At 62.7% G+C, this 20,368-nt stretch carries 18 protein-coding genes; 9 read left to right on the top strand and 9 right to left on the bottom strand.

Going from position 1 to position 20,368, the window contains the following annotated elements; translation table 11 throughout:
* The first annotated feature begins 237 nt into the window (after positions 1–237).
* Positions 238–3,093 (top strand): transglycosylase domain-containing protein, encoded by a 2,856-nt coding sequence (locus ACOX7T_RS09700; protein WP_433442216.1) that lies wholly within the window; start codon positions 238–240, stop codon positions 3,091–3,093.
* A 197-nt stretch (positions 3,094–3,290) separates the two neighbouring features.
* On the opposite strand, the gene ACOX7T_RS09705 is transcribed toward ACOX7T_RS09700, so the two are convergent.
* The 4 genes from ACOX7T_RS09705 to pheS form a co-directional block, all read right to left on the bottom strand.
* Positions 3,291–3,767, bottom strand: coding sequence for a hypothetical protein (locus ACOX7T_RS09705; RefSeq protein ID WP_433442218.1), 477 nt, complete (start codon positions 3,765–3,767; stop codon positions 3,291–3,293).
* A 140-nt stretch (positions 3,768–3,907) separates the two neighbouring features.
* Positions 3,908–4,156, bottom strand: coding sequence for an IreB family regulatory phosphoprotein (locus ACOX7T_RS09710; protein ID WP_294552590.1), 249 nt, complete (start codon positions 4,154–4,156; stop codon positions 3,908–3,910).
* 130 nt (positions 4,157–4,286) lie between these two features.
* Positions 4,287–6,686, bottom strand: a complete 2,400-nt coding sequence (pheT, locus tag ACOX7T_RS09715; protein ID WP_433442220.1) for a phenylalanine--tRNA ligase subunit beta — start codon at positions 6,684–6,686, stop codon at positions 4,287–4,289.
* 65 nt (positions 6,687–6,751) lie between these two features.
* The gene (gene pheS / locus ACOX7T_RS09720) at positions 6,752–7,777 is read right to left on the bottom strand and encodes a phenylalanine--tRNA ligase subunit alpha (RefSeq protein WP_433442222.1); all 1,026 of its coding nucleotides are present in this window, start codon (positions 7,775–7,777) and stop codon (positions 6,752–6,754) included.
* 645 nt (positions 7,778–8,422) lie between these two features.
* Between pheS and ACOX7T_RS09725 the strand changes: the two genes are divergently transcribed.
* Both ACOX7T_RS09725 and ACOX7T_RS09730 read left to right on the top strand, forming a co-directional pair.
* A complete protein-coding gene (locus tag ACOX7T_RS09725) occupies positions 8,423–9,952 on the top strand; it encodes an NAD(P)H-hydrate dehydratase (RefSeq protein ID WP_433442224.1) in 1,530 nt (509 codons plus the stop codon).
* A gap of 21 nt (positions 9,953–9,973) precedes the next feature.
* Positions 9,974–10,579 carry a hypothetical protein gene (locus ACOX7T_RS09730; RefSeq protein ID WP_433442226.1) on the top strand — a complete coding sequence of 202 codons (606 nt, stop codon included), beginning with the start codon at positions 9,974–9,976 and terminating at the stop codon, positions 10,577–10,579.
* Between the two features lie 71 nt (positions 10,580–10,650).
* Here the strand turns inward: ACOX7T_RS09730 and ACOX7T_RS09735 are convergent, their stop codons facing one another.
* Positions 10,651–11,055, bottom strand: coding sequence for a hypothetical protein (locus tag ACOX7T_RS09735; RefSeq protein ID WP_433442228.1), 405 nt, complete (start codon positions 11,053–11,055; stop codon positions 10,651–10,653).
* A 184-nt stretch (positions 11,056–11,239) separates the two neighbouring features.
* Between ACOX7T_RS09735 and alr the strand changes: the two genes are divergently transcribed.
* From alr to ACOX7T_RS09755, 4 genes are all read left to right on the top strand, one after another.
* Positions 11,240–12,382, top strand: coding sequence for an alanine racemase (gene alr, locus ACOX7T_RS09740; protein ID WP_433442230.1), 1,143 nt, complete (start codon positions 11,240–11,242; stop codon positions 12,380–12,382).
* Positions 12,383–12,826: 444 nt separating this feature from the next.
* A complete protein-coding gene (locus ACOX7T_RS09745; protein ID WP_433442232.1) occupies positions 12,827–13,192 on the top strand; it encodes a type II toxin-antitoxin system PemK/MazF family toxin in 366 nt (121 codons plus the stop codon).
* Positions 13,193–13,289: 97 nt separating this feature from the next.
* Positions 13,290–13,835: a hypothetical protein gene (locus tag ACOX7T_RS09750; RefSeq protein WP_433442234.1), complete on the top strand. Its 546-nt coding sequence runs from the start codon at positions 13,290–13,292 to the stop codon at positions 13,833–13,835.
* Between the two features lie 191 nt (positions 13,836–14,026).
* The gene (locus ACOX7T_RS09755) at positions 14,027–14,479 is read left to right on the top strand and encodes a hypothetical protein (RefSeq protein ID WP_433442236.1); all 453 of its coding nucleotides are present in this window, start codon (positions 14,027–14,029) and stop codon (positions 14,477–14,479) included.
* A gap of 52 nt (positions 14,480–14,531) precedes the next feature.
* On the opposite strand, the gene abc-f is transcribed toward ACOX7T_RS09755, so the two are convergent.
* The 4 genes from abc-f to ACOX7T_RS09775 form a co-directional block, all read right to left on the bottom strand.
* Complete coding sequence (gene abc-f / locus ACOX7T_RS09760; RefSeq protein WP_433442238.1) at positions 14,532–16,019, bottom strand: ribosomal protection-like ABC-F family protein; 1,488 nt, start codon at positions 16,017–16,019, stop codon at positions 14,532–14,534.
* Positions 16,020–16,261: 242 nt separating this feature from the next.
* Complete coding sequence (locus ACOX7T_RS09765; protein ID WP_433442240.1) at positions 16,262–16,822, bottom strand: DUF5317 domain-containing protein; 561 nt, start codon at positions 16,820–16,822, stop codon at positions 16,262–16,264.
* Positions 16,816–18,144, bottom strand: a complete 1,329-nt coding sequence (locus tag ACOX7T_RS09770) for an HD domain-containing phosphohydrolase (RefSeq protein WP_433442242.1) — start codon at positions 18,142–18,144, stop codon at positions 16,816–16,818. Before ACOX7T_RS09770 ends, ACOX7T_RS09765 begins: the two co-directional genes overlap by 7 nt.
* A gap of 232 nt (positions 18,145–18,376) precedes the next feature.
* A complete protein-coding gene (locus ACOX7T_RS09775; RefSeq protein WP_433442244.1) occupies positions 18,377–19,042 on the bottom strand; it encodes a hypothetical protein in 666 nt (221 codons plus the stop codon).
* 190 nt (positions 19,043–19,232) lie between these two features.
* On the opposite strand from ACOX7T_RS09775, the gene ACOX7T_RS09780 reads away from it, so the two are divergent.
* Complete coding sequence (locus ACOX7T_RS09780) at positions 19,233–19,811, top strand: hypothetical protein (RefSeq protein ID WP_433442246.1); 579 nt, start codon at positions 19,233–19,235, stop codon at positions 19,809–19,811.
* 155 nt (positions 19,812–19,966) lie between these two features.
* On the top strand, positions 19,967–20,365 hold the full coding sequence (locus tag ACOX7T_RS09785; RefSeq protein ID WP_433442248.1) for a Mini-ribonuclease 3: 399 nt from the start codon (positions 19,967–19,969) through the stop codon (positions 20,363–20,365).
* Positions 20,366–20,368: the final 3 nt, after the last annotated feature.

The raw sequence follows: 20,368 nt of genomic DNA on the forward strand, positions 1-20,368 counted from the left end.
TTCCTTTCCGATGTTTACATTGGTATTGTAACCTGAATGCAGAAAAAATGCAAGAGAGGGACGAGCCAAATTTTATCCGGCGTTTACAACGGGCAGGAATTGTAAATCATTAGGGTGGACAAGAAGGCAATTTATGTTTATAATACCTTTTATGCTGGTGGGGTGTAACCATTGGCGCATGGAGACTGGAAAGTGCAACGAATTGTATAGAGCACCATAGCTTACGGAGGTGTTATTTTGGCCAATACCAACGAGACCCGGGGCGGAAGTCCGGGTCAGACCCCAGCGCCGCGGCGCAGAAAACGCAGAAAACGGGGCAGTACGGTGGGCCGTGTCTTTGCCACCATCGGCAAGGTCGTGGGCACGCTGCTCCTGGTGGGCATCACCACCTGTGCATTTCTGGCCTGCTTTGCGGCGGTCTATATTCAGCAGGTGATCATGCCCCAGACCGACCTGAATCTGGGCGACTTTATTGTAGATATGTCTCTCTCCAGCACCATGTATTACACCGACAGCAGCGGCAACCTTCAGGAGCTGCGCACCATCTACGGCTCCGACGGCAACCGCGTCTGGGTGGAGTATGAGGACATTCCTGAGAACCTGATCAACGCCACCATCGCCATTGAGGACCACCGCTTCCGGGAGCACCACGGCGTGGACTGGATCCGCACAGCCAAGGGCGTGCTGCTCATGTTCACCGGCGGCGACATCCAGGGCGGCTCCACCATCACCCAGCAGCTCATCAAGAACCTGACCACCGACAAGGAGGTCACGGTGCAGCGGAAGATTCTGGAGATTTTCCGCGCACTGGAGTTTGAGAAGAAGTACTCCAAGGACCAGATTCTGGAGGCGTATCTCAACTATATCTACCTGGGCGAGCGCTGCAACGGCGTCTATACCGCGGCCTATACCTACTTCGGCAAGGACGTGTCCCAGCTCTCCCTGGCCGAGTGCGCCAGTCTCATCAGCATCACCAACAACCCCTCACTCTACAACCCCTATATCAACCGGGAGAACAACACCAAGCGCGCCAACCTGGTCATCAGCCGAATGCTGGAGCTGGAGATGATCTCCCAGGAGGAGTACGACCAGGCCAAGGCCGAGCTGGACGCCGGACTGAACTTTGTCCGGGGCGAGGACGAGGAGCGGGACGAGACCGCCTACACCTGGTATGAGGACCAGGTGATTGACGACGTGGTGGCCGACCTGATGGAGAAGTACGACTACTCCGAGACCACCGCGCTGAACATGATCTACTACGGCGGCCTGACTATTGAGACCTGTCTGGACATGGACATCCAGAACATCGTGGATTCGGTCTATCAGGACATGGACAATCTGCCCTACATCTCCTCCTCCGGCCAGCAGCTCCAGTCCGCTATCGTCATCGTGGACCCGGACGGCAACATTGTGGCCCTGTCCGGCGGCATGGGAGAGAAGGAGGGCAGCCGTATCTGGAGCCGCGCCACCGACAGTAAGCGGGCCCCCGGCTCTGCCTTCAAGCCCCTGTCGGTGTACGCCCCTGCCATTGACATGGGCCTCATCACCCCGGGCACTGTGTTTGACGACAGTCCCTATCAGCTGGAGGGGGGCAGCCCCTACCCCAGCAACTCCTACGGCAGCTACCTGGGCCGCATGACCGTCCGGGACGCCGTCAAGATCTCCTCCAACACCGTGGCCATCAAGACCCTGGCCATGCTGACACCCCAGGTCTCCTTTGACTTCCTGACCACCAAGCTGGGCTTTACCAACAGCGACGACGGCCTGGTGTACCAGAAGCAGGTGGGCGACCGGACCCTGACCGACGTGGCCCTGGCGCCTCTGTCCATGGGCGGCCTGACCAACGGCGTGTCCGTCCGTGAGATGGCCACCGCCTACTCCGTGTTCCCCCGGGGCGGCACCTATCTGGACAGCCGCACCTACTACCGGGTGCTGGACTCCAAGGGCAACGTCCTGCTGGATACCAATGAGGACCGTGTGCCCGTCACCGCCGTGAAGGACACCACCGCCTGGTATATCAACTCCATGCTGGAGGACGTGGTGAGCACCCAGCGGGTAAGCGGCAACATCGCCACCGGCTACGAGGCCGTTCTGGACAACATGACCGTGGCCGGCAAGACCGGTTCCACCAACTCCAACCGGGACCGCTGGTTCGTGGGCTACACGCCCTACTACACCGCCGCCGTCTGGTGCGGCTACGACCAGCAGGAGCGCATCACCTCCAAGGGCAACCCGGCGGCTCAGATGTGGACCAAGGTCATGAGCCAGGTCCACGCCGGACTGGAGAACAAGGACTTCCCCAAGCCGGACGGACTGACTGAGGTGACCATCTGTACCGAGAGCGGCATGATTGCCACCGACGCCTGCGCCATGGACCCCCGCGGCCTTCAGACCGTGAAGGAGTACTACTTCGCAGGCGACGCGCCCACCGAGTACTGCACCGTCCACAATACCACCCCCTTCCCCGAGGGCGGACTGGTGACCGTGTGTCTGGACGATCCCTTCCTCAACAGCAGCGGCAATCCCACTGGCATGTACCACATCGCCGGGGAGAACTGCCCTGAGTCCAGCAAGGCCACCGTGTCGGTGCTGGATTTTGTCCGGGAGCGTGTGGGCAGCAATTACAGCATCGCCGACGATATCTTTACCAAGGACTATCTGATCCAGGCGGGTTCGGCGGCCTACTGTACCGTCCACAATGAGGTGCTGCCCTATGACCCGGCCACCTTCAACATTGACGACAAGACCACCTGGCCCACCCAGGCCCAGTGGCCCGGCTTCAATCCGGAGGATGAGAGCACCTGGCCTTTTGTGGAGACAACAGAGCCGGAGCCCTATGACCCGGAGAGCTTTGACTTCCTCAACCCGGACACCTGGCCCACCCAGGAGCAGTGGCCCGGCTTTGACATTGAGGACAACAGCACCTGGCCCACGCCCGGGGGCACGCCTCCCGGAACAGACCCCTGGGAGCCTACGGACCCCGGTGAGACCACACCGCCGGACAGCGGGGAGGGGGGCGGCGTGACGCCCACACCCAGCCCAACGCCCAGCAGTTCTCAGCCGCCGGAGGACCCCTATGTTCCGGCAGCATAAACGGAGCAGGGCTCCGGACAGACCCTGATTGTCGGTGCCCGCCTGCGGGTGTCAGGCCGTCAGCGTCATCATATCAGGTATGACAAAAGCGCCCCCGGGATGCATCGCATCCCGGGGGCGCTTTCAATTGTTTGTGTTATCTGCCCGTCAATACAGTCCTGAGAGACGTCATAAAGTAATAGAGAGACAGAGAGAACTCAGGCCTCTTCATCCTCCTCGCCAACCGGGCGGAGGGGGGAGATATCGTGCTCCAGACAGATGGCCGGTCCTTCAGGGGTGAGGGCCTGGAACTCCTCCTGAATCCGCTGGCCAATCTGAAGGGCATTTTCCCGGGAGGCATCCAGTACCATAAGCAGGAACTGACAGCTGCTGTACTGGGTGAATACATCCCCCGTCCGCACAGAGCGCTGGATGATCCGGCGCAGCACATCCATATACCGTTCCCGATCCTCCAGGGGGATAAAATCTCCATTCCTGTCGGTGAGGGTCAGGAGGATGATGTAGGCACTGGAGCCGCTGCGCTGGAGCCCCCGCTCCACGAAGCGGAAAATCCGCCGAAAGCTGTCGTAATCCTGACAGTAGGCGCCGGGGGCGCGGTATTCCTCCGTCAGATCCTGACGAATGCGCTTCATATCAATATGAATGCCTCTGGCGTTTCCAGAAAGAATGGTCATGCAAACACCTCCCGGTTATATACAGGGAAGAAAATGTATTATTATTAACATATAATATCACTCATTGTGTTGGGATTCAAGAGAGAAATCAAAAAGAAAAGCGGAAGGCCATGGGCCTTCCGCTTTTTTGACACAAACCATCAGTCTGCCAGATACTTTTTCACCAGTTCCTGGAGCAGCTCGTCCCGGTCGAGACGGCGGATCAACGCGCGGGCGTTGTTGTAATTGGTGATATAAGTGGGGTCTTCAGAGAGAATGTAACCTACAATCTGATTGATGGGGTTGTAACCCTTCTCCTGAAGAGAGTTGTAGACAGACGTGAGAATATCCTTAATCTCCTGGTCCTTGTCATAGTTGAGACTGAATTTTCTTGTATAGTCTATCTCCATAATCGGGCACACCTCCCAAGGCCATGTCGGCCTGTAACTGTTTTCTATTTTACCCGAAATCCCTTGAGGTGTAAAGAGGAGTTGGGGAAAATTAATAAAAGATTTAATCCTTACCGGTAGGGCGGGAAAGTCAGCGCAGGACAGCGCCCAGCTCGCTCTCCAGGAGGGCCAGGACGCTCTTGACGTCCTCGTCCGCCTCGGCGGCGGTGAGGGAGCGGTCGTCAGCCCGGAGGACCAGGTTGAAGGCCACGCTCTTCTTGCCGGCGGGGATGGGGGAGCCGGTGTAGATGTCGAAGAGCTCGACCTCCTTCAGCAGGCCCTTGGCGCCCTTGAAGATGCACTCCTCAAGCTGGGCCACGGTGATGGCAGCGTCGCACACCACGGCGATGTCGCGGGTCACGCTGGGGAAGCGGGGGAGAGGCTCGTACCGGGCCTCGGGCGCCCGCTGGGCCATCATGTCGGCAAAGTGGAGCTGGGCGGCGAACACGTCGCAGTCCATGCCGTAGTTCTGAGCGGTGAGGGGGTGGAGCTGGCCGAACACGCCCAGCATCACGCCGTTGGCCTTCACCTCGGCGCAGCGGCCGGGGTGGAAGGCGCCGATGTCGCTGCGGGCCTCAAAGGTCACGTTCTTCACGTTCATGGCCGCCAGAATGGCCTCCACCGCGCCCTTGAAGGTGAAGAAGTCCATACCGTCGCCGTAGGCGCCCAGGGAGAGCATCTGCTGCTCGTCGGCCAGGTCCTGGCCCTCCACGGGGGTGTAGACGGTGGCCAGCTCGTACAGCTTGGCGCTCTTGTTGCGGTAGCTGAAGTTGCGGGCCAGGGTTTCCAGCATGGAGGGAAGAGCAGTGGTACGCATGACGCTGGTGTCCTCGCCCAGGGGGTTGAGGATGGTCACGGACTTGCGCTTGGGGGAGTCGGCGGGCAGCCGGATTTTGTCGTAGTAGGAGGGGGAGATGAAGGAGTAGGTGATGATCTCGCTGAAGCCGAAGCCGCGGCACAGGGTGCCCAGCTTCCGCTCGGCCTTCTGCTTCTCGGTGTAGCCGCCCTGAGTGGTCTCGCCCTTCATCAGAGTGACGGGAATCTTGTCGTAGCCGTGGAGACGGGCCACCTCCTCGGCGATGTCGGAGTAGTGCTCCACGTCGCTGCGCCAGGAGGGGACAATGATGGTGTCGCCGTCCAGGGTGAAGTCCAGCCGCTTGAGCATGGCGCGCATCTCCTCCTCGGAGATATCGGTGCCCAGCAGGCCGTTGATCTTCTCAGGCTCCAGCTTGACGGTGCGGGGGTTCTGGTCGGCGGCGATGACGTCGATGACGCCGTCAATGACCTCGCCGCAGCCCAGCAGCTCCACCAGCTCGCAGGCCCGCTGAACGCCCTTGTAGGTGTTCATGGGGTCCAGGCCCTTCTCGTACCGGGCGGAGGCGTCGGTGCGCATGCCCAGGGCGGTGGCGGTGCGGCGGATGGACACGCCGTTGAAGTTGGCGGACTCAAACACCACCATGGCGGTGTCGCCCACAATCTCGGAGTTGGCGCCGCCCATAACGCCGGCCACGCCCACGGGCTTGTGCTCGTCGCAGATGCACAGCATGGAGGTGGTCAGCTTGCGGTCGTTGCCGTCCAGGGTCTGGATGACCTCGCCCTCACGGGCGGTGCGGACCACAATCTTGCCGCCGTCCACGCAGGAGAAGTCGAAGGCGTGCATGGGCTGGCCGTACTCCAGCATGACGTAGTTGGTGATGTCCACGATGTTGTTGATGGGGCGCACGCCGGAGGCACGCAGCCGCTCCCGCATCCACAGGGGGGAGGGGGCGATCTTCACGTTGCGCACCATGCGGGCGGTGTACCGGGGGCACAGCTCCGGGTCCTCAATCTCCACGTCCAGCAGCTCGGCGATGCTGGTGCCGTCGGTGCCCTTGACCTCGGGGGTGTGGAGGGAGAGGGGCTTGTCGAAGGTGGCGGCGGTCTCACGGGCCAGGCCGATGACGCTCAGGCAGTCGGGCCTGTTGGGGGTGATCTCGAACTCCACGATGTGGTCGTTCAGGCCCAGCAGGGTGGGGATGTCGTCGCCGGGCTGGGGGTTCTTGGCGGCCAGGTCGGGGTCGCTCTGGAGGATGAAGATGCCGTCCACCACGCTGTGGGGCCAGTCGTGGTCGGTCATGCCCAGCTCCTTGTAGGAGCACAGCATACCGTTGGAGACCTCGCCCCGCAGCTTGCCGGCGGTGATGTGCACGCCGCCGGGCAGCCAGGAGTCGTCCTTGGCCACAGGCACCAGGTCGCCCACGGACACGTTCTGGGCGCCGGTGACGATCTGGACGGTCTCGCCGCCCACGTCCACCTGGCAGATCCACATGTGGTCGGAGTTGGGGTGGCGCTCCATGGACAGCACCTTGCCCACCACCACGTTCTTAATCTCCTGACCCTCCACGGTCACGCCCTCCACCTTGGAGCCGGAGAGGGTCATGGCGTCGCAGTATTCCTTGTCGCCGACGGATACGTCCACGAACTCCGTCAGCCATTTTCTCGAAAGATCCATTCTCTATTCTCGTCCTTTCCGTCCGCCCGGGGACCGGGGGACGCGGTGTATTTCAAAGGTATGGCTCAGAACTGGCTGAGGAAGCGCATGTCGTTCTCGAAGATGAGCCGCAGGTCGGTGATGGAGAAGCGGCGCATGGCCATACGCTCCACGCCGATGCCGAAAGCGAAGCCGGAGTACACATCGGTGTCGATGCCGCAGCCCTCCAGCACCTTGGGGTGGACCATGCCGGCGCCCAGCAGCTCAATCCAGCCCTCGCCCTTGCACACCCGGCAGCCCTTGCCGCCGCAGGCGTGGCACTGGACGTCCACCTCGCAGGAGGGCTCGGTGAAGGGGAAGTGGTGGGGACGGAAACGGGTCTTGGTGCCCTTGCCGTAGAGGGCCTCCACGAAGGCGTTGAGGGTGCCCTTCAGGTCGGCCATGGTGACGCCCTTGTCGATGACCAGGCCCTCCACCTGATGGAACATGGGGGAGTGGGTGGCGTCCACCTCGTCCTTGCGGTACACACGGCCGGGGGCGATGATGCGGATGGGGGGCTTCTGGTTCTCCATGACCCGGACCTGCATGGGAGAGGTCTGGGTGCGCAGCAGCAGGGAGGAGTCCTCCTTGATATAGAAGGTGTCGCCCCACTCACGGGCGGGGTGGCCCTCTTCGGTGTTGAGCTTGGTGAAGTTGTACTCGGCCAGCTCAATCTCGGGGCCCTCGGCCACCTGGAAGCCCATGCCGATGAAGATCTCCTTCAGCTCGTCCAGAGCGATGGACATGGGGTGCTTGTGGCCCAGTTCAGGCCGCTTGCCGGGGATGGTCACGTCCAGCTTCTCAGCCTCCAGCCGCTGGTTGAGGGCGGCCTCCTCGATGGCCTTCTGCCGCTGGGAGAGGGCCTCGGTGAGGGCCTCACGGACCTCGTTGGCCAGCTGACCCATGACGGGCCGCTCCTCGGCGGACAGGGAGCCCATCATCTTCAGAACGGCGGTGAGCTCACCCTTCTTACCCAGGTACTTGACCCGCAGGCCGTCCAGCTCCTGGGCGTCCTTGGCACCGGCCAGGGCCGCCAGGGCCTCGGCACGGATCTGTTCCAGTTTTTCCTTCATAGCTGCAACTCCTTTTTCTGGACGGCCGGCAAGCCGACCGCCCTCACTTTACAAGCCAGGCGTCCATGTCTGCGCAGCAAACTTCATGCGCCAAAAGCACACTGCGGAAATAGGCAAAGGCCAGCGGCGCATGGAGTTTATGCGCATATGGGCCGTTCCGGCCCATGCGCTTTGATTCCATGGTCGTGCCGCCGGAGGCGGCACAGAGCCTTTTTTGTTATGCTTTTGCATAACAAAAAAGCCTTTCCTCCCAATTGCTTGGGACGAAAGGCAAACCTTCCGCGGTACCACCCGCATTCGCGCGCAGACGCGCACGCACTTGATGCCGCTGTAACGGATGGCAAACCGTCCGCGTCTTTCCCCGCGGCCGCTCCCAGGCGAACCAAGCGCGTGCTCCGCAGGCGGCTTTCAGCCGGTGACCGCCATTCTCTGTTCCGAAGTTTCCGCGCTATTTTCCTGTTCCTCGCGTTTCGTTACCGCCAAATATACCACAATAGCGGAAAAATTGCAAGATGAATTTGGGCCATTTGGGGCGAATGGGCAAAGAAGCGCCGTGACGATTGACGGAACGTGCGGGGTGCCATATAATATAGGCCTATTAGGGCCTGAGGGCCGGGAAAGAGAGAAAGAGGAGCGTGATCCGCAATGAATATCGCCACAGCGGCACAGATGCGGGAGATGGACCGGACAGCCATAGAGGAGCGGGGGATACCCTCGGTACAGCTGATGGAGGCGGCGGCCTGCGCGGTGGCCCGCGGGGTCAGCGAGCTGGCCGGAGGCAAGACGGATGGCCGTGCGGTGCTGTTCTGCGGCCCCGGCAACAACGGCGGCGACGGCGTGGCTGCCGCCCGCTTCCTGCTGGAGATGGGCTGGGAGGTACGCTGCGTCCTGGTGGGCAAGCGGGAGAAGATGAGCGCCGACTGCCGGGAGATGGAGCGCCGGCTGGAGCAATCGGGCGGAAAGCTGGAGGACTTTACAGATTCTGACCCCCAGTTTGCGGCCTGGAGCCTGGAGGCCGACGTGATGGTGGACGCCCTCTTCGGCATCGGCCTGAACACGGCTCTGCGGGGCGACGCGGTGACGGCGGTGCAGATGATGAACACCTGCGGCGTGCCGGTGGTGTCGGTGGACATCGCCAGCGGCGTGGAGGCGGACACGGGCAGGGTGCTGGGCACGGCGGTAAACGCTGCAAAGACAGTTACCTTTACACTGCCCAAGGCCGGACATTTTGTGGGCAAGGGTGGTCTGTGCTGCGGGGCGCTGGAGGTGGTGGACATCGGCATCCCCGATGACCTGGTCCGGCGGGAGTCCTACCCGGTGACCAGCGTGGACCGGAGCAGGGTGTCCCTGCCTGTCCGGCCCCGTGACGCCCATAAGGGCGACTTCGGCCGGGTGTACATCCTGGGCGGCAGCGTGGGGCTGTCGGGCGCGCCGGTGCTGGCGGCCCAGGCGGCGGTGCGCACCGGCGCGGGCCTGGTGACGGTGGGCGTGCCCGCCCCTGTGTGGCCTGTGGCGGCCGCCAAGCTGGACGAGGCCATGCCCCATCCGCTGCCCGCGGGCAAGGACGGCAGGCTGGAGCTGGGGGCCACCATTCCTCTGCTGGAGAAGCTGAACGGCCAGGGGGTGTGTCTGCTGGGCCCCGGCCTGGGGAATTCCAATACGGTGGGGGCTGTAGTGCGCAGCGTCCTGACCGAGACCAGCCTGCCGGTGGTGCTGGACGCCGACGGCATAAATGCGCTGGTGGGGCATATGGATGTACTGGATGACCGTGGGGCCTGCACCATTCTCACCCCTCACGACGGGGAGTTTGCCCGGCTGACGGGGGCCCTGCCTGGGGAGGACCGGCTGGCTGTGGCACGGGACTTTGCGGTGGCACACAGCTGCTGCCTGGTGCTGAAGGGGCACCGGACCATCACCGCCTTCCCCGACGGGACGGCCTACATCAACACCACCGGCAACCCGGGCATGGCCAAGGGGGGCAGCGGGGATGTGCTCTCCGGTATTCTGGTGTCCCTGCTGGGCCAGGGCTTCACGCCCCGTGAAGCGGCGCCGCTGGCGGTGTGGATTCACGGCCGGGCGGGAGACCTGTGTGCCGAGGCCATGGGGGAGTACAGCATGACCCCCACGGACATCATCCGCATGCTGCCCCGGGTGATGCGGGAGCTGACGAAGTAATCGGACAGGGAGGAGAGGCTTGTGCGCCGGAGGGCAATCGGTGCACAGATGATAATCCTGGCCCTTGTGCTGTTGGCCGGCTGTGGCCGGGACAGCGGAGCGGGGCAGGGAGCGGAGGAGCTGGCGCTGGAGATTCGCACGGAGTACATCGGCATGACGGCTCTGTCCGCCGGGATGGAGGTCACGGCGGACTACGGCGAGCGGGTCTATACCTACGGCATGGCCCTGGCCTGGGACCAGACGGCGGGGACCACCCTCACCCTGACCGCACCCGAGGAGGTGGCGGGCATCACCGTAAGGATTGGGGACGAGGACACCGCCCTGGAGTACGACGGCGTCCGGCTGGAGACCGGACCGCTGTCGGAGGAGGGGCTTTCACCGGTGGATGCGGTGCCCGCCCTGCTCAAACAGGTGCGGGAGGGGTTCATCGCCGAGAGCTGCGCCGAGCAGCTGGGGGAGCAGGACGCCCTGCGGGTGTGCTACCGTGCGCCGGAGGCCCAGCCGGGCACCGGTACCGAGACCACCGTCTGGTTTGATTCCACCACCCACGCCTTGCTCCGGGCGGAGATGGCGGTGGACGGCTTCACCGTTCTCCAGTGTGTGTTTTCCGATTTCCAGATGGTTTAGAGAAAATATAAGGAGGGCTGCCCACAGCGGGGCAGCCCTCCTGTTGTGCGTATGGGATTGTCCGGCCGGACTTACTCGCCCTGACCGTCGTCCTTGCGCTCACCGCCGAAGTCGATGACGTTGTCCTCCACGGTGCTTTCGGCGGCCTCGGCAGCCTCAGCGGCAGCGGCCTCAGCAGCAGCCTGCTCGGCGGCCTCCTTGGCGTCCAGCTCAGCCAGCTTGCGGCGCAGTTCCTCACGGCCGGCGGCGTCCAGGCTTTCCAGATACTCCTGGCGGGCCTTCTCACGGCGCTCCGCGGCTACCTGCTCGCCCTTGCGGCGCAGCTCTTCGCTGGCAGCCTTGCCCTTCTCCAGGGTCTCGGCGCCCTTTTCGGCGCACACCTTGCCCACCTCAACGGCCTTTTCGGTCAGGATGGCGACGGCGCCCACGCCTGCCATGGCGATGTTGGCCAGGTCCTTGCCCAGATCTTCTAACATATAAAATTCCTCCTCAAAACAGAAATGTCGGTTTGGTTTGGGATTTGTTTTACTGTCCATATTATAACGGCAGCGGATTCATTTATCATTGCTAAATTATGAACGGCAGATTAATCTTTCCTTTATAACAGGTTAATGCTATAATGATAGGGACTTTTGGCATATCAGTGAAGAAGGTTGACAAATGGAACGTATGCAGACAAGAACCTGGCGGGAAATTTCCCTCGCCAATCTGGAACATAATTACCGGGCCCTGCGGGCCCTGCTGTCCCAGGGGTGCCGTTTCCTGGGGGTGGTGAAGGCCAATGCCTACGGCAACGGCGCAGTGCCTGTGGCCAAGCGGCTGGAGGAGCTGGGTGCGGAGTACCTGGCAGTGGCCTGTGTGGACGAGGCGGCCGAGCTGCGGGAGGCGGGGGTAAAGACTCCCATCCTGGTGCTGGGCGACACGCCCAATGAGTGCGCGGCCGACCTGCTGCGGCTGGACCTGACCCAGAACGTGCCCGACCTGGAGACCGCCCGCGCCCTCTCGGCGGCGGCGGTGGCTGCGGGCAAGACCATGAAGGTCCATATGAAGGTGGACACCGGCATGTCCCGGCTGGGCTTCCTCTGCGATGAGGCCCACATGGACGCCTCTGTGGAGGCGTTGGCCGCTGCCAGCCGTCTGCCCGGCCTGGAGGCGGAGGGCATTTTTACCCACTTCTCCGACTCTGACGGCAATGAGGAGTACACCATGCTCCAGTTTGGCCGCTTCCTAGCGGTGCTGGACCGTCTGGCGGAGCGCGGCATTACCTTCCCCATCCGTCATTGCGCCAACAGCGGCGCTGTGCTACACTATCCCTGTACTTATCTGGACATGGTCCGGCCGGGCATCGCGCTCTACGGCCACTATCCCGCCCCCGACTGCGAGGGGCTGGACGGCCCCGGCCTGCGCCCGGTGATGGAGCTGAAGAGCCGCATCGCGGCGGTGCGGGCGCTGCCTGCCGGAACCTGCGTCAGCTACGGCCGCACCTGTACCCTTCAGCGGGACAGCCTGCTGGCGGTGGTGCCCATCGGCTACGCCGACGGTCTGCCCCGCCTGTGCTCCAACGGCCTGGAGATGCTGGTCCGTGGACAGCGGGCCCCCATCGTGGGCCGGGTGTGCATGGACATGTGCATGCTGGATGTGACCGATATCCCCGGCGTCCAGCCCGGCGACGTGGCCACCGTCTACGGCAGCGACGGCGACGAGACCGTCACCGTGGAGGCCGCGGCGGAACGGGCGGGGACCATCCAGTATGAACTGCTCTGCGCTGTCTCCGAGCGGGTGCCCCGGGTGTACCAGGGGTAAGAGCGCACGCCTACGCGCTTCTTGTCACGCTCCGGCGGCTGCGCGACGCCCGCCTTCCCTCCGGCGCGGGCTTGAAACAGAGCCGCGATGCGGCTCTTCGGTTTCGCGCCCTTGCACCGCGCGTCCTCGCAAGCTCCGCATCGCTCACTTTGCCGCAGGCGGCAAAGTTCGTTCGCTCCGCTGCTCGTCCTTTCCCCAGCAAAGCACTTCGTGCTTTCCCGGGGGCCCCATTCAGCGGGCTGCGCCGCACGCCTGCGCGCTTCTGCGCATATACTGAAACGGGGGAGAACCGTCTGGATGGACGGGGGAGGGGTGCGGAAAACGCGCTTTTTTCGCCGCCCGTGTATAAATCCCGCCGCCCCGTGGGAGAATCATAGTGCTGAGTGTCGGGTCCGCAGAGGGCTGTGACGCCGGTGACTATCAGACCGCGGAGTGTGAGCTTTTGTGGATAACAGCGTAAAACGAGGAGATATTTTCTATGCCGACCTGAGCCCCGTGGTGGGTAGTGAGCAGGGGGGCGTCCGTCCGGTCCTGATCGTGCAGAACGACACCGGAAACCGGCACAGTCCCACCGTGATTGCCGCGGCCATCACCTCCCAGACGGGCAAGGCCCGGCTTCCCACCCACATCGAGCTCTCAGCCAGAAGCTACGGGCTTCCCAAGGATTCCGTGGTGCTGCTGGAGCAGATCCGCACCCTGGATAAGAAGCGGCTGAGAGAGCATATGGGCAGGCTGGACGAGGAGCAGATGCACCGGGTGGACAGTGCCATAGCGGTAAGCTTTGGCCTGCATCCCCAGCAGCTGGTCTGAGCGCGGCAGGCTGGAGAGAGAAAGCGCGCGGGCCGGAGGCGGCCCAACAAGCCGTCACGGCCCGCGCGGCAGAAACCATGATACATAGGAGGACCCCATGAAGAAGCACACCGTTCTCACCAAAGTACTGGCCGGCGGACTGGTGACCGTGACGCTGCTGGGCGTGGCCTTTGCCGCCGGGCAGCAGGGCACCCAGTCCGACCCTCTGGTGACACTGAGTTATCTGACGGAAAAGGCCACCCCTGAGATTATGACCCAGGTGGACGCCAAGCTGACTGAGCGGGAGACTGCCCTGAAGAAGGAGCTGGACCAGGCCATCCAGGACTATACCAAGGCCATGGAGGACAAGCTGGCCCAGGCTGGCGGCGGCAGCGGCCAGTCTGCGTCCTTTGCGGTGGTGGATGTGGCCGCCGGGCAGAAGCTGACGGCTGGCGTGGGCTGTGAGATTATGCTCCGGGTGGGCAGCGCGGTGTGCTTCACCGATACGGCCCCCGGCTTTATCGACATGACCGACGGCGGCACCCTGGAGAACGGCCAGGCGCTGGTGAAGAACCACCTGTACATGGCCACCATTGAGGGCCGGGGCTTCACCGCCCAGAACGCGGTGAAGGTGCTGGTCCGGGGCAGCTACACCGTGGGCTGAAAACTGTATACCGAAATTTCACTGGGTGCGGGCAGTTTGTCCGCACCCAGTATTTTATGGTGAGTTTGCTGAAAAATGGGGTGGTAATTGACAAGAATTTGGGGAAGTTATACCATAATAAAGGAGAGAACTATCCTTGTGCCGAAGGAAGCAGCGTACTTCGCGGATGGGCTGAGAGGAGGCTATCAGAGATGAGAAAGGAAAAGCATTGGGCACTGGACGTGACCCTAGTCCTTGTATTGCTCTGTCAGGTGGGATTTTTGCTCACCCTTGTCTTTCATGACGTCTACCTGACGGACTTCCCCGATTACGTCCTGAGCGAATATTTCTCCCTGGCGCCCCTCACCCAGGGCCAGCAGGAGGTGCTGGGGGTGTACAAAGTGGCGGAGACCTGTCTGCTGCTGGCCTGCTATGGGGCCACCCTCTACATCAGGTTTTCCAGGACATACCGGGAGGAGGCTAAGGCCATCCACTTCGGCGGCGTGATGCTGGCGGTGTTTTTCCTGGCCTTCTTCATCCGCATGGCGGTACGGAGCGCCTATGTGAGCATTGCCCTGAACGCCCTGGGGACGGAGGTCTACGCCCTGGCTCTGCTGTACTTTGTCCTGCGGCTGAAGAAGCGCATGACAGCAAAATACGCATGAAACAGGCAAGAATAAGCGGCCCCCTCCGGCACTGGCGGAGGGGACCGCTGCATTATGTCCGCTCCAGGCGGAGCGTCCGGGTGGCCACAGCGTCCAGAAAGCTGCGGTCGTGCTCCACCAGCAGCATGGTGGGCTGATATTCCAGAATCAGCTGTTCCAGCTGTATCCGGGAGAACAGGTCGATGTAGTTGAGGGGCTCGTCCCAGACATAGAGGTGGGCGCTCTGGCACAGGCTGCGGGCCAGCAGCACCTTTTTCTTCTGCCCGGCGCTGTAACCGGCCATGTCCTTTTCAAACTGTGCCCGGGAGAAATCCAGCTTTCGCAGTATGGTCTTGAACAGCGTCTCGTCAATGCCGCTCTCGTCGGCGAAGTCGGTCAGATTGCCACGAAGAAAGGACGAGTCCTGGGGGACAATGGACACCACCAGTCCGGAGGCCAGGGACAGCGAACCGGTGTGGGGAATCTCCTGCCCGCACACCAATTTGAGCAGGCTGGACTTGCCTGTGCCGTTGCGGCCGGTCAGGGCCAGCCGTTCCCCCTGCGTGAGGGTAAAGGACACCGGAGCGCACACCGGCCCCAGGCCGTAGTCGGAGGCCAGACGGTCCGCCTCTGCCAGGCGCTGTTTGGGGTGGGAGAGGGGATGGAGCTTCAGCGGCGGGGCCTGCTCGATGTTTTTCAGCAGTGTGCTCTTCTCCTCAGCGGCCTCCCGGCGGCGGTTCTCCGCCGCCTTGGAACGCTTCATCACCTTGGCCGCCTTGTGGCCGATATACCCCCGGTCAGGCCGCAGGCCGGAATTCCGGGTGCCGATTTTGGCGGCCTCGGCCCTGTCCGACCAGACGGCGGTCCGGCGGGCGGCGGCGTCCAGACGGGCAATATCCCGGCGGAGCTTTTCGTTTTCCGCACGCTCCCACTGGTCCCGGCGCTGCTTGTTCTCCCACCAGGAGGAGAAATTCCCCTGCTGAAGGTCGAAATTCTGCTTGTTGATGGACAGAATGTGGTCCGTGCAGCCGTCCAGAAAGGCCCGGTCGTGGGAGACCAGGATAAAGCCCTGTTTTCGGCTCAGGTAGCGGCTCACCACCTGTCTGCCCTCCAGGTCCAGGTGGTTGGTGGGCTCGTCCAGCAGGAGGAACCGGTTGGGGCGGAGAAAGAGAGCCGCCAGCAGCAGCTTGGTCTGCTCCCCGTTGGACAGGGAGGAGAAGGGGCGGAAGAGGGCCTCCGGGTCCAGCTCCAGGTCGGAGAGCTCCCGGTAGATCTCCCAGCTCTCCGTCTCGGGCAGCAGGGCCTCCACCACCTCCATGGCGTCCCGCTCCGGGTGGAGCACGGGGAAGGGAAAGTAGTCAAAGGTCACGGAGGCGGAGATGGTTCCGGCATATTCATATTCGCCCATCAGCAGCCGGAGCAGGGTGGTCTTGCCCCGGCCGTTGCGCCCCACCAACCCCAGCCTCCAGCTGGTGTCCAGCTGGAGGGAGGCGTGCTCAAACACGTTGTCCCAGCTGCCGTCATAGGCGAAGGTCAAATCGGTTATCTGAATCAGAGACATATGGATCACCTCACGGAAAATAAAAATGGGCGCAGGAGAAAACCCTGCGCCCATACCGGTGCGGTGACGGTAGGAAAACAGGGAAGATACAGCAAGACTTCCTCCTGCCCGGGCCGCAGCAAAACAGAGCAGGTCGTCCCTGCCCGGCTGCATATTCCGGAAAAACAGAAGGTTACTTGCGCATCTTCCCAACTCCAATCATGATAAATTTGTCTCAAGTATAGCCAATACCCCGCGGATTGTCAACCCAGGACCATCCAGCGGGGCAGCTTTACAGGTTTCATCACGGCCAGCAGGCAGAAGAACACGCCGGCGGCCAGCAAAATATCCCCCACACTGGCGAAGCCGCCCAGAAAGGGGATGGGGCAGTAGATGACGTCGCCCAGAAAAATCAGCCTGGTGGAGCTGTTTTCCAGCGCATACATGGGCACAGCGCCAGAGGTGAGCTGGGCCAGGCCCTCGGGGGAGAGAAGCTCAGCCGCGGCGGCGGACACGGGCATCCGCCAGCCGTTGGCGGCGATGACCGCCAGATTGCACAGGCTGCCCAATCCCGCCAGCAGGGCGGTGCGCTTGAGCCTGCGGTTGCGCCACAGAAAAAGAAAGAGCATGGCGTAGGAGGCCAGAAGGAGTACCGCCGCCCAGGGGAGGTAGTGCTCCACCGGCAGCAGCGCCAGGGCCCGCTGTATCAGCAGGGCCAGGATGGGCAGGGGCAGCAGGTAGAGAGGCGTCTCCACAAAACGGGCCAGCCGTCCGCCGGTACACCAGCCCAGCACCAGGGCAAGGAGAATGGCCAGACTCAGCATGGGGCGCCTCCCGAATCCGGCAGGGACTGGATGCAGCGGGAGAGCTCACCCGACTCGGCCAGGGCGGCGGTGATTTCCGCCACGGCGGGGTGGAACTGCTTTCCCGCCTCCTCCCGGAGGATGCGGCCCGCGTCCTGGGGCGTCCGGGCCTTGCAGTAGGGCCGGGCGCTGGTGATGGCGTCGTAGGAATCGGCGGCGCCCAGAATGTAGACCTCCAGCGGGAGGGCGTCTCCGGCGGTGCCGTCGGGATAGCCGCCGCCGTCATAGTGCTCGTGATGGCAGCGGACAAAAATCAGAATGTCCTTGTAGGCGTCCATGGTCTCCAGAATGCCCACGCCCCGCAGGGGGTGGGTCTGGATAACGGTGCGCTCCTCGGGGGTGAGGGGACCGGGCTTCTGCAGGATGGAGTCGGGGATGCCGATTTTACCCAGGTCGTGGAAGAGGGCGCCGGTGCGGAGAAGTTCAATCCGCTTGGCGGGCAGCTTCATCTCCTGGGCAATGCGGCAGGCGTAGGCGCTGACCCGGCCGGAGTGACCCTTGGTGTAGGTGTCCTTGGCTTCCAGCGCGGCGGTGAGGGCCTCCACCATGCTGTGCTGCTGCCGCTGGAAGGAGAGATAGAGCTTGAAGGAGTAGCGGGCCAGCAGCAGGGGGAGCATGAACAGCAGGGCCAGCCACACGCCGGACTTCATGGTCAGCAGCATGGAGAGAAAGTACCCAATGGGGGAGGCGCAGGCCACGCTGGGCAGCAGTCCCAGAAACATCTGGAAGATGGTGGGGTAGAAGGGAGTGCTGTACTCCAGCATGTAGAAGAGGAGCATGACCACCGAGTTGAAGAACATGGCGGTCAGAATAAAGAGCAGGGCGGGCAGCAGCACACCGGGAAGGGAGATATCGCCCGGAATACCGCCGGACAGATAGTAGAACACTCCGCCCACCCAGTAGGACAGGGCGTGGTCGCCGATGTTGAAGAAGGTTTTCAGCGGCGAGGTGTTGAAGATGTGCTGGTACCCCTTGCCGTCGGGGGTGGAGACCACCACGAAGGGGAAGGAGATGGCACTGACCAGAACGGCAGCCTCCGGTCCCAGCAGGAGGGTTGAGGTGAGAATGCTGATAAAGGACAGGTCCACGGTGCAGTCGTCCCGGATGTACAGGGGCAGACAACAGCAGACCCAGCTGAGGAACAGAAGGAGGAGCAGCGTCCCCAGGATTTCCGGACTCCAGTTTGAGGAGTGACGGACAAAAAAAGACCAGCCGGACCAGACGAGGGCGGCCGTACCGAGGCAGCCCACACAGGCCAGATAGCCTTTTGAAACAGGACGCATAAGCGACCCTCCTACCGGTGAAAATTGAGAAATGGGGCCCGGGAGCCCTGCGCAGGGCTCCCGGGGTGGTGCGGGTCAGCGGAGGGTGAAGAACGCGCCGCCGGCCAGGACCAGGGAAACAAGGGAAGTGAGCGCAACATACAGCTTCGCCTTATTCATCGAATACAGCCTCCTTGACAGTGGTACTCTGTCATTCGCTAGAGACAGGCCATATCCGCTTCGCTAACAAAGATTAAGAGCCGCTGCCCTCCTCACGGGCAAAGGCGAGGGTGAGAATCCGGCGGTTTACGCCGTCCAGAGTGGCCAGGGCCACGGAGAAATTGGGGTCCTCTCCCAGGTAGCAGGCACCCAGAAGAGCCTCGGTTTTTCCGGCCTGCTCCAGCCGCAGCCCCACCATCACAGCCACCTGACTGCCGATGGGAACCTGCTTGAGTTCCTCCAGGCAGAAGCGGCAGCCGGGGGCCAGAAACTGGTTGATGGCGTCGGTGGTGGCCTGGGCGATGGCCCGGCTCCGCCCGGCGGAGGAGTGATCGGAGTGGGCGATGCCCTTGTGGGACACGTCGCCAACCCGCAGGGAGACCGACACATCCACGCCGCTCCGCCCTGTGGACAGCTCCAGCTTGTCACAGATCAGCCGCCGCTGCACCACGGTGGGAAGGCCGGGAATCTGGGCCACGCTGACAATCCGGTGGTCCAGCTCCAGCTGGAACCGGGCCAGCAGGGCGGACTGGACGTCCCGCACAATCTGCTTGGGGGAGCGGGACTGGTCGGAGAGGACATGGACCTCCCGGACGGCAGAGCCTTCCGTGACAAATTCCACGCTGAGCACACCGGGGAGCTTTTCAGTCAACGCCTTCCACGGGGCGGTGTCGGAAGAAGAAAGGACGGTCTGTGCCATGAGTGCCTCCAAGATATCAGGATTCCGGACAGAGAAGATGGATGTTTCTGTCAAAATATCGCATGCGTATACATTATACAGACTTCGACAAAAGTACGCAAGTCACTTGCAGAATTTTCACAAAAAATGAGACTGGAAAATGTGACCAAATTTTGCATACATATAAGAAAAGGAGAAAGGGGGCGGCACAGTGGAGGAAATGCACATTCCGCTGAGAAGACCGGAGGGGACGGTACAGGTGCGGGAGGAGGGGCTCCAGGCGGTCATTTCCGCCCGGGCGGCGGATGACGGCGGGGGGCTCTACAAGCTGCACCTGCTGGGAAAGGGGGGCAGCCTGCTGCTGGGGACCATGCTTCCGGAGGGGGGATCGCTCCGTCTGCGGCGGACAATCCCTGTGGACCAGCTGCGCCGTCAGGGGCTGTGGCCGCCCACCGGGGCGGAAATCCGGCTGGCCTACGCCTTCGGGCAGCAGACCGGGGAAGGGACTCAGCCCCCCGCGGGCTGGGTCAGGGAGGACCATCCCGCCCGGCTCATGGGGGAGCAACTGCTCAAAGAGTGCGCCGCTCCGTTGAAAGGGGGCCTGCTCAAACGGGAGGGAGAGGGCTTTGTGCTGGCCCTGCCCTGGGAGCCGGGGGGCGTCTTTCCCATGACACCCCTGTTCTGCTTCGCGTCGGCCGAGCGGATGGACGGCCGGGGCTACGCCGTGTTCCGGTTCACCGCCCGGGGCTGTCCCCGGCTGCGGCCGGAGCCGGAGAAAAAGGGGCGGTAATCTCCTTGTTCCGGCGGCGCTTGTGTGGTAAACTGCCTGTGACGGCCCGGGAAGGTTGTAACCCGGGCCCCATTGCTGTATAATAATGCCTGCTTAATCAAACGTCCGGCGGCATCCGCTGCCGGCGCAGACATAAGAGACAGAGGTAGAATACCATGGATTATTTTCATCTGAACGCCGCGCCCGACGATATCCGTGCCATCAGCACCCTGGGCCTGGCCCATCTGGGGGACGGCGTGTTTGAACTGATGGTGCGCTCCTGGCTGTGCCTCCACGGCAAGGCCACCAACAAGGGCCTCCACAAGGCCACAGTGAAGTATGTGGCCGCCCCTGCCCAGGCCGCGGCAGCGGAGAAGATCATCCCCCTGCTCACAGAGGAGGAGGGGGACGTGTTCCGCCGTGGGCGCAACACCAGCCCCCACTCGGTGCCCAAGGCGGCCAGCCGGGCCGACTACCAGACCGCCACCGCCCTGGAGTCCCTGTTCGGCTGGCTCTATCTTCAGGGCCGGACCGAGCGGATCAACCAGCTCTTTGAGCTGATGATGGAGGAGTAAACC

Source organism: Pseudoflavonifractor sp. (assembly GCF_050943825.1).
GTDB lineage: Bacteria > Bacillota > Clostridia > Oscillospirales > Oscillospiraceae > Pseudoflavonifractor.

What these genes read in the sequence shown, in the direction of transcription:
- ACOX7T_RS09705 (WP_433442218.1), bottom strand. Translation starts at nt 3,767, where the DNA reads ATGACCATTCTTTCTGGAAACGCCAGAGGCATTCATATTGATATGAAG.
- ACOX7T_RS09710 (WP_294552590.1), bottom strand. Translation starts at nt 4,156, where the DNA reads ATGGAGATAGACTATACAAGAAAATTCAGTCTCAACTATGACAAGGAC.
- pheT (WP_433442220.1), bottom strand. Translation starts at nt 6,686, where the DNA reads ATGGATCTTTCGAGAAAATGGCTGACGGAGTTCGTGGACGTATCCGTC.
- pheS (WP_433442222.1), bottom strand. Translation starts at nt 7,777, where the DNA reads ATGAAGGAAAAACTGGAACAGATCCGTGCCGAGGCCCTGGCGGCCCTG.
- ACOX7T_RS09725 (WP_433442224.1), top strand. Translation starts at nt 8,423, where the DNA reads ATGAATATCGCCACAGCGGCACAGATGCGGGAGATGGACCGGACAGCC.
- ACOX7T_RS09735 (WP_433442228.1), bottom strand. Translation starts at nt 11,055, where the DNA reads ATGTTAGAAGATCTGGGCAAGGACCTGGCCAACATCGCCATGGCAGGC.
- alr (WP_433442230.1), top strand. Translation starts at nt 11,240, where the DNA reads ATGGAACGTATGCAGACAAGAACCTGGCGGGAAATTTCCCTCGCCAAT.
- ACOX7T_RS09750 (WP_433442234.1), top strand. Translation starts at nt 13,290, where the DNA reads ATGAAGAAGCACACCGTTCTCACCAAAGTACTGGCCGGCGGACTGGTG.
- ACOX7T_RS09755 (WP_433442236.1), top strand. Translation starts at nt 14,027, where the DNA reads ATGAGAAAGGAAAAGCATTGGGCACTGGACGTGACCCTAGTCCTTGTA.
- abc-f (WP_433442238.1), bottom strand. Translation starts at nt 16,019, where the DNA reads ATGTCTCTGATTCAGATAACCGATTTGACCTTCGCCTATGACGGCAGC.
- ACOX7T_RS09765 (WP_433442240.1), bottom strand. Translation starts at nt 16,822, where the DNA reads ATGCTGAGTCTGGCCATTCTCCTTGCCCTGGTGCTGGGCTGGTGTACC.
- ACOX7T_RS09770 (WP_433442242.1), bottom strand. Translation starts at nt 18,144, where the DNA reads ATGCGTCCTGTTTCAAAAGGCTATCTGGCCTGTGTGGGCTGCCTCGGT.
- ACOX7T_RS09775 (WP_433442244.1), bottom strand. Translation starts at nt 19,042, where the DNA reads ATGGCACAGACCGTCCTTTCTTCTTCCGACACCGCCCCGTGGAAGGCG.
- ACOX7T_RS09785 (WP_433442248.1), top strand. Translation starts at nt 19,967, where the DNA reads ATGGATTATTTTCATCTGAACGCCGCGCCCGACGATATCCGTGCCATC.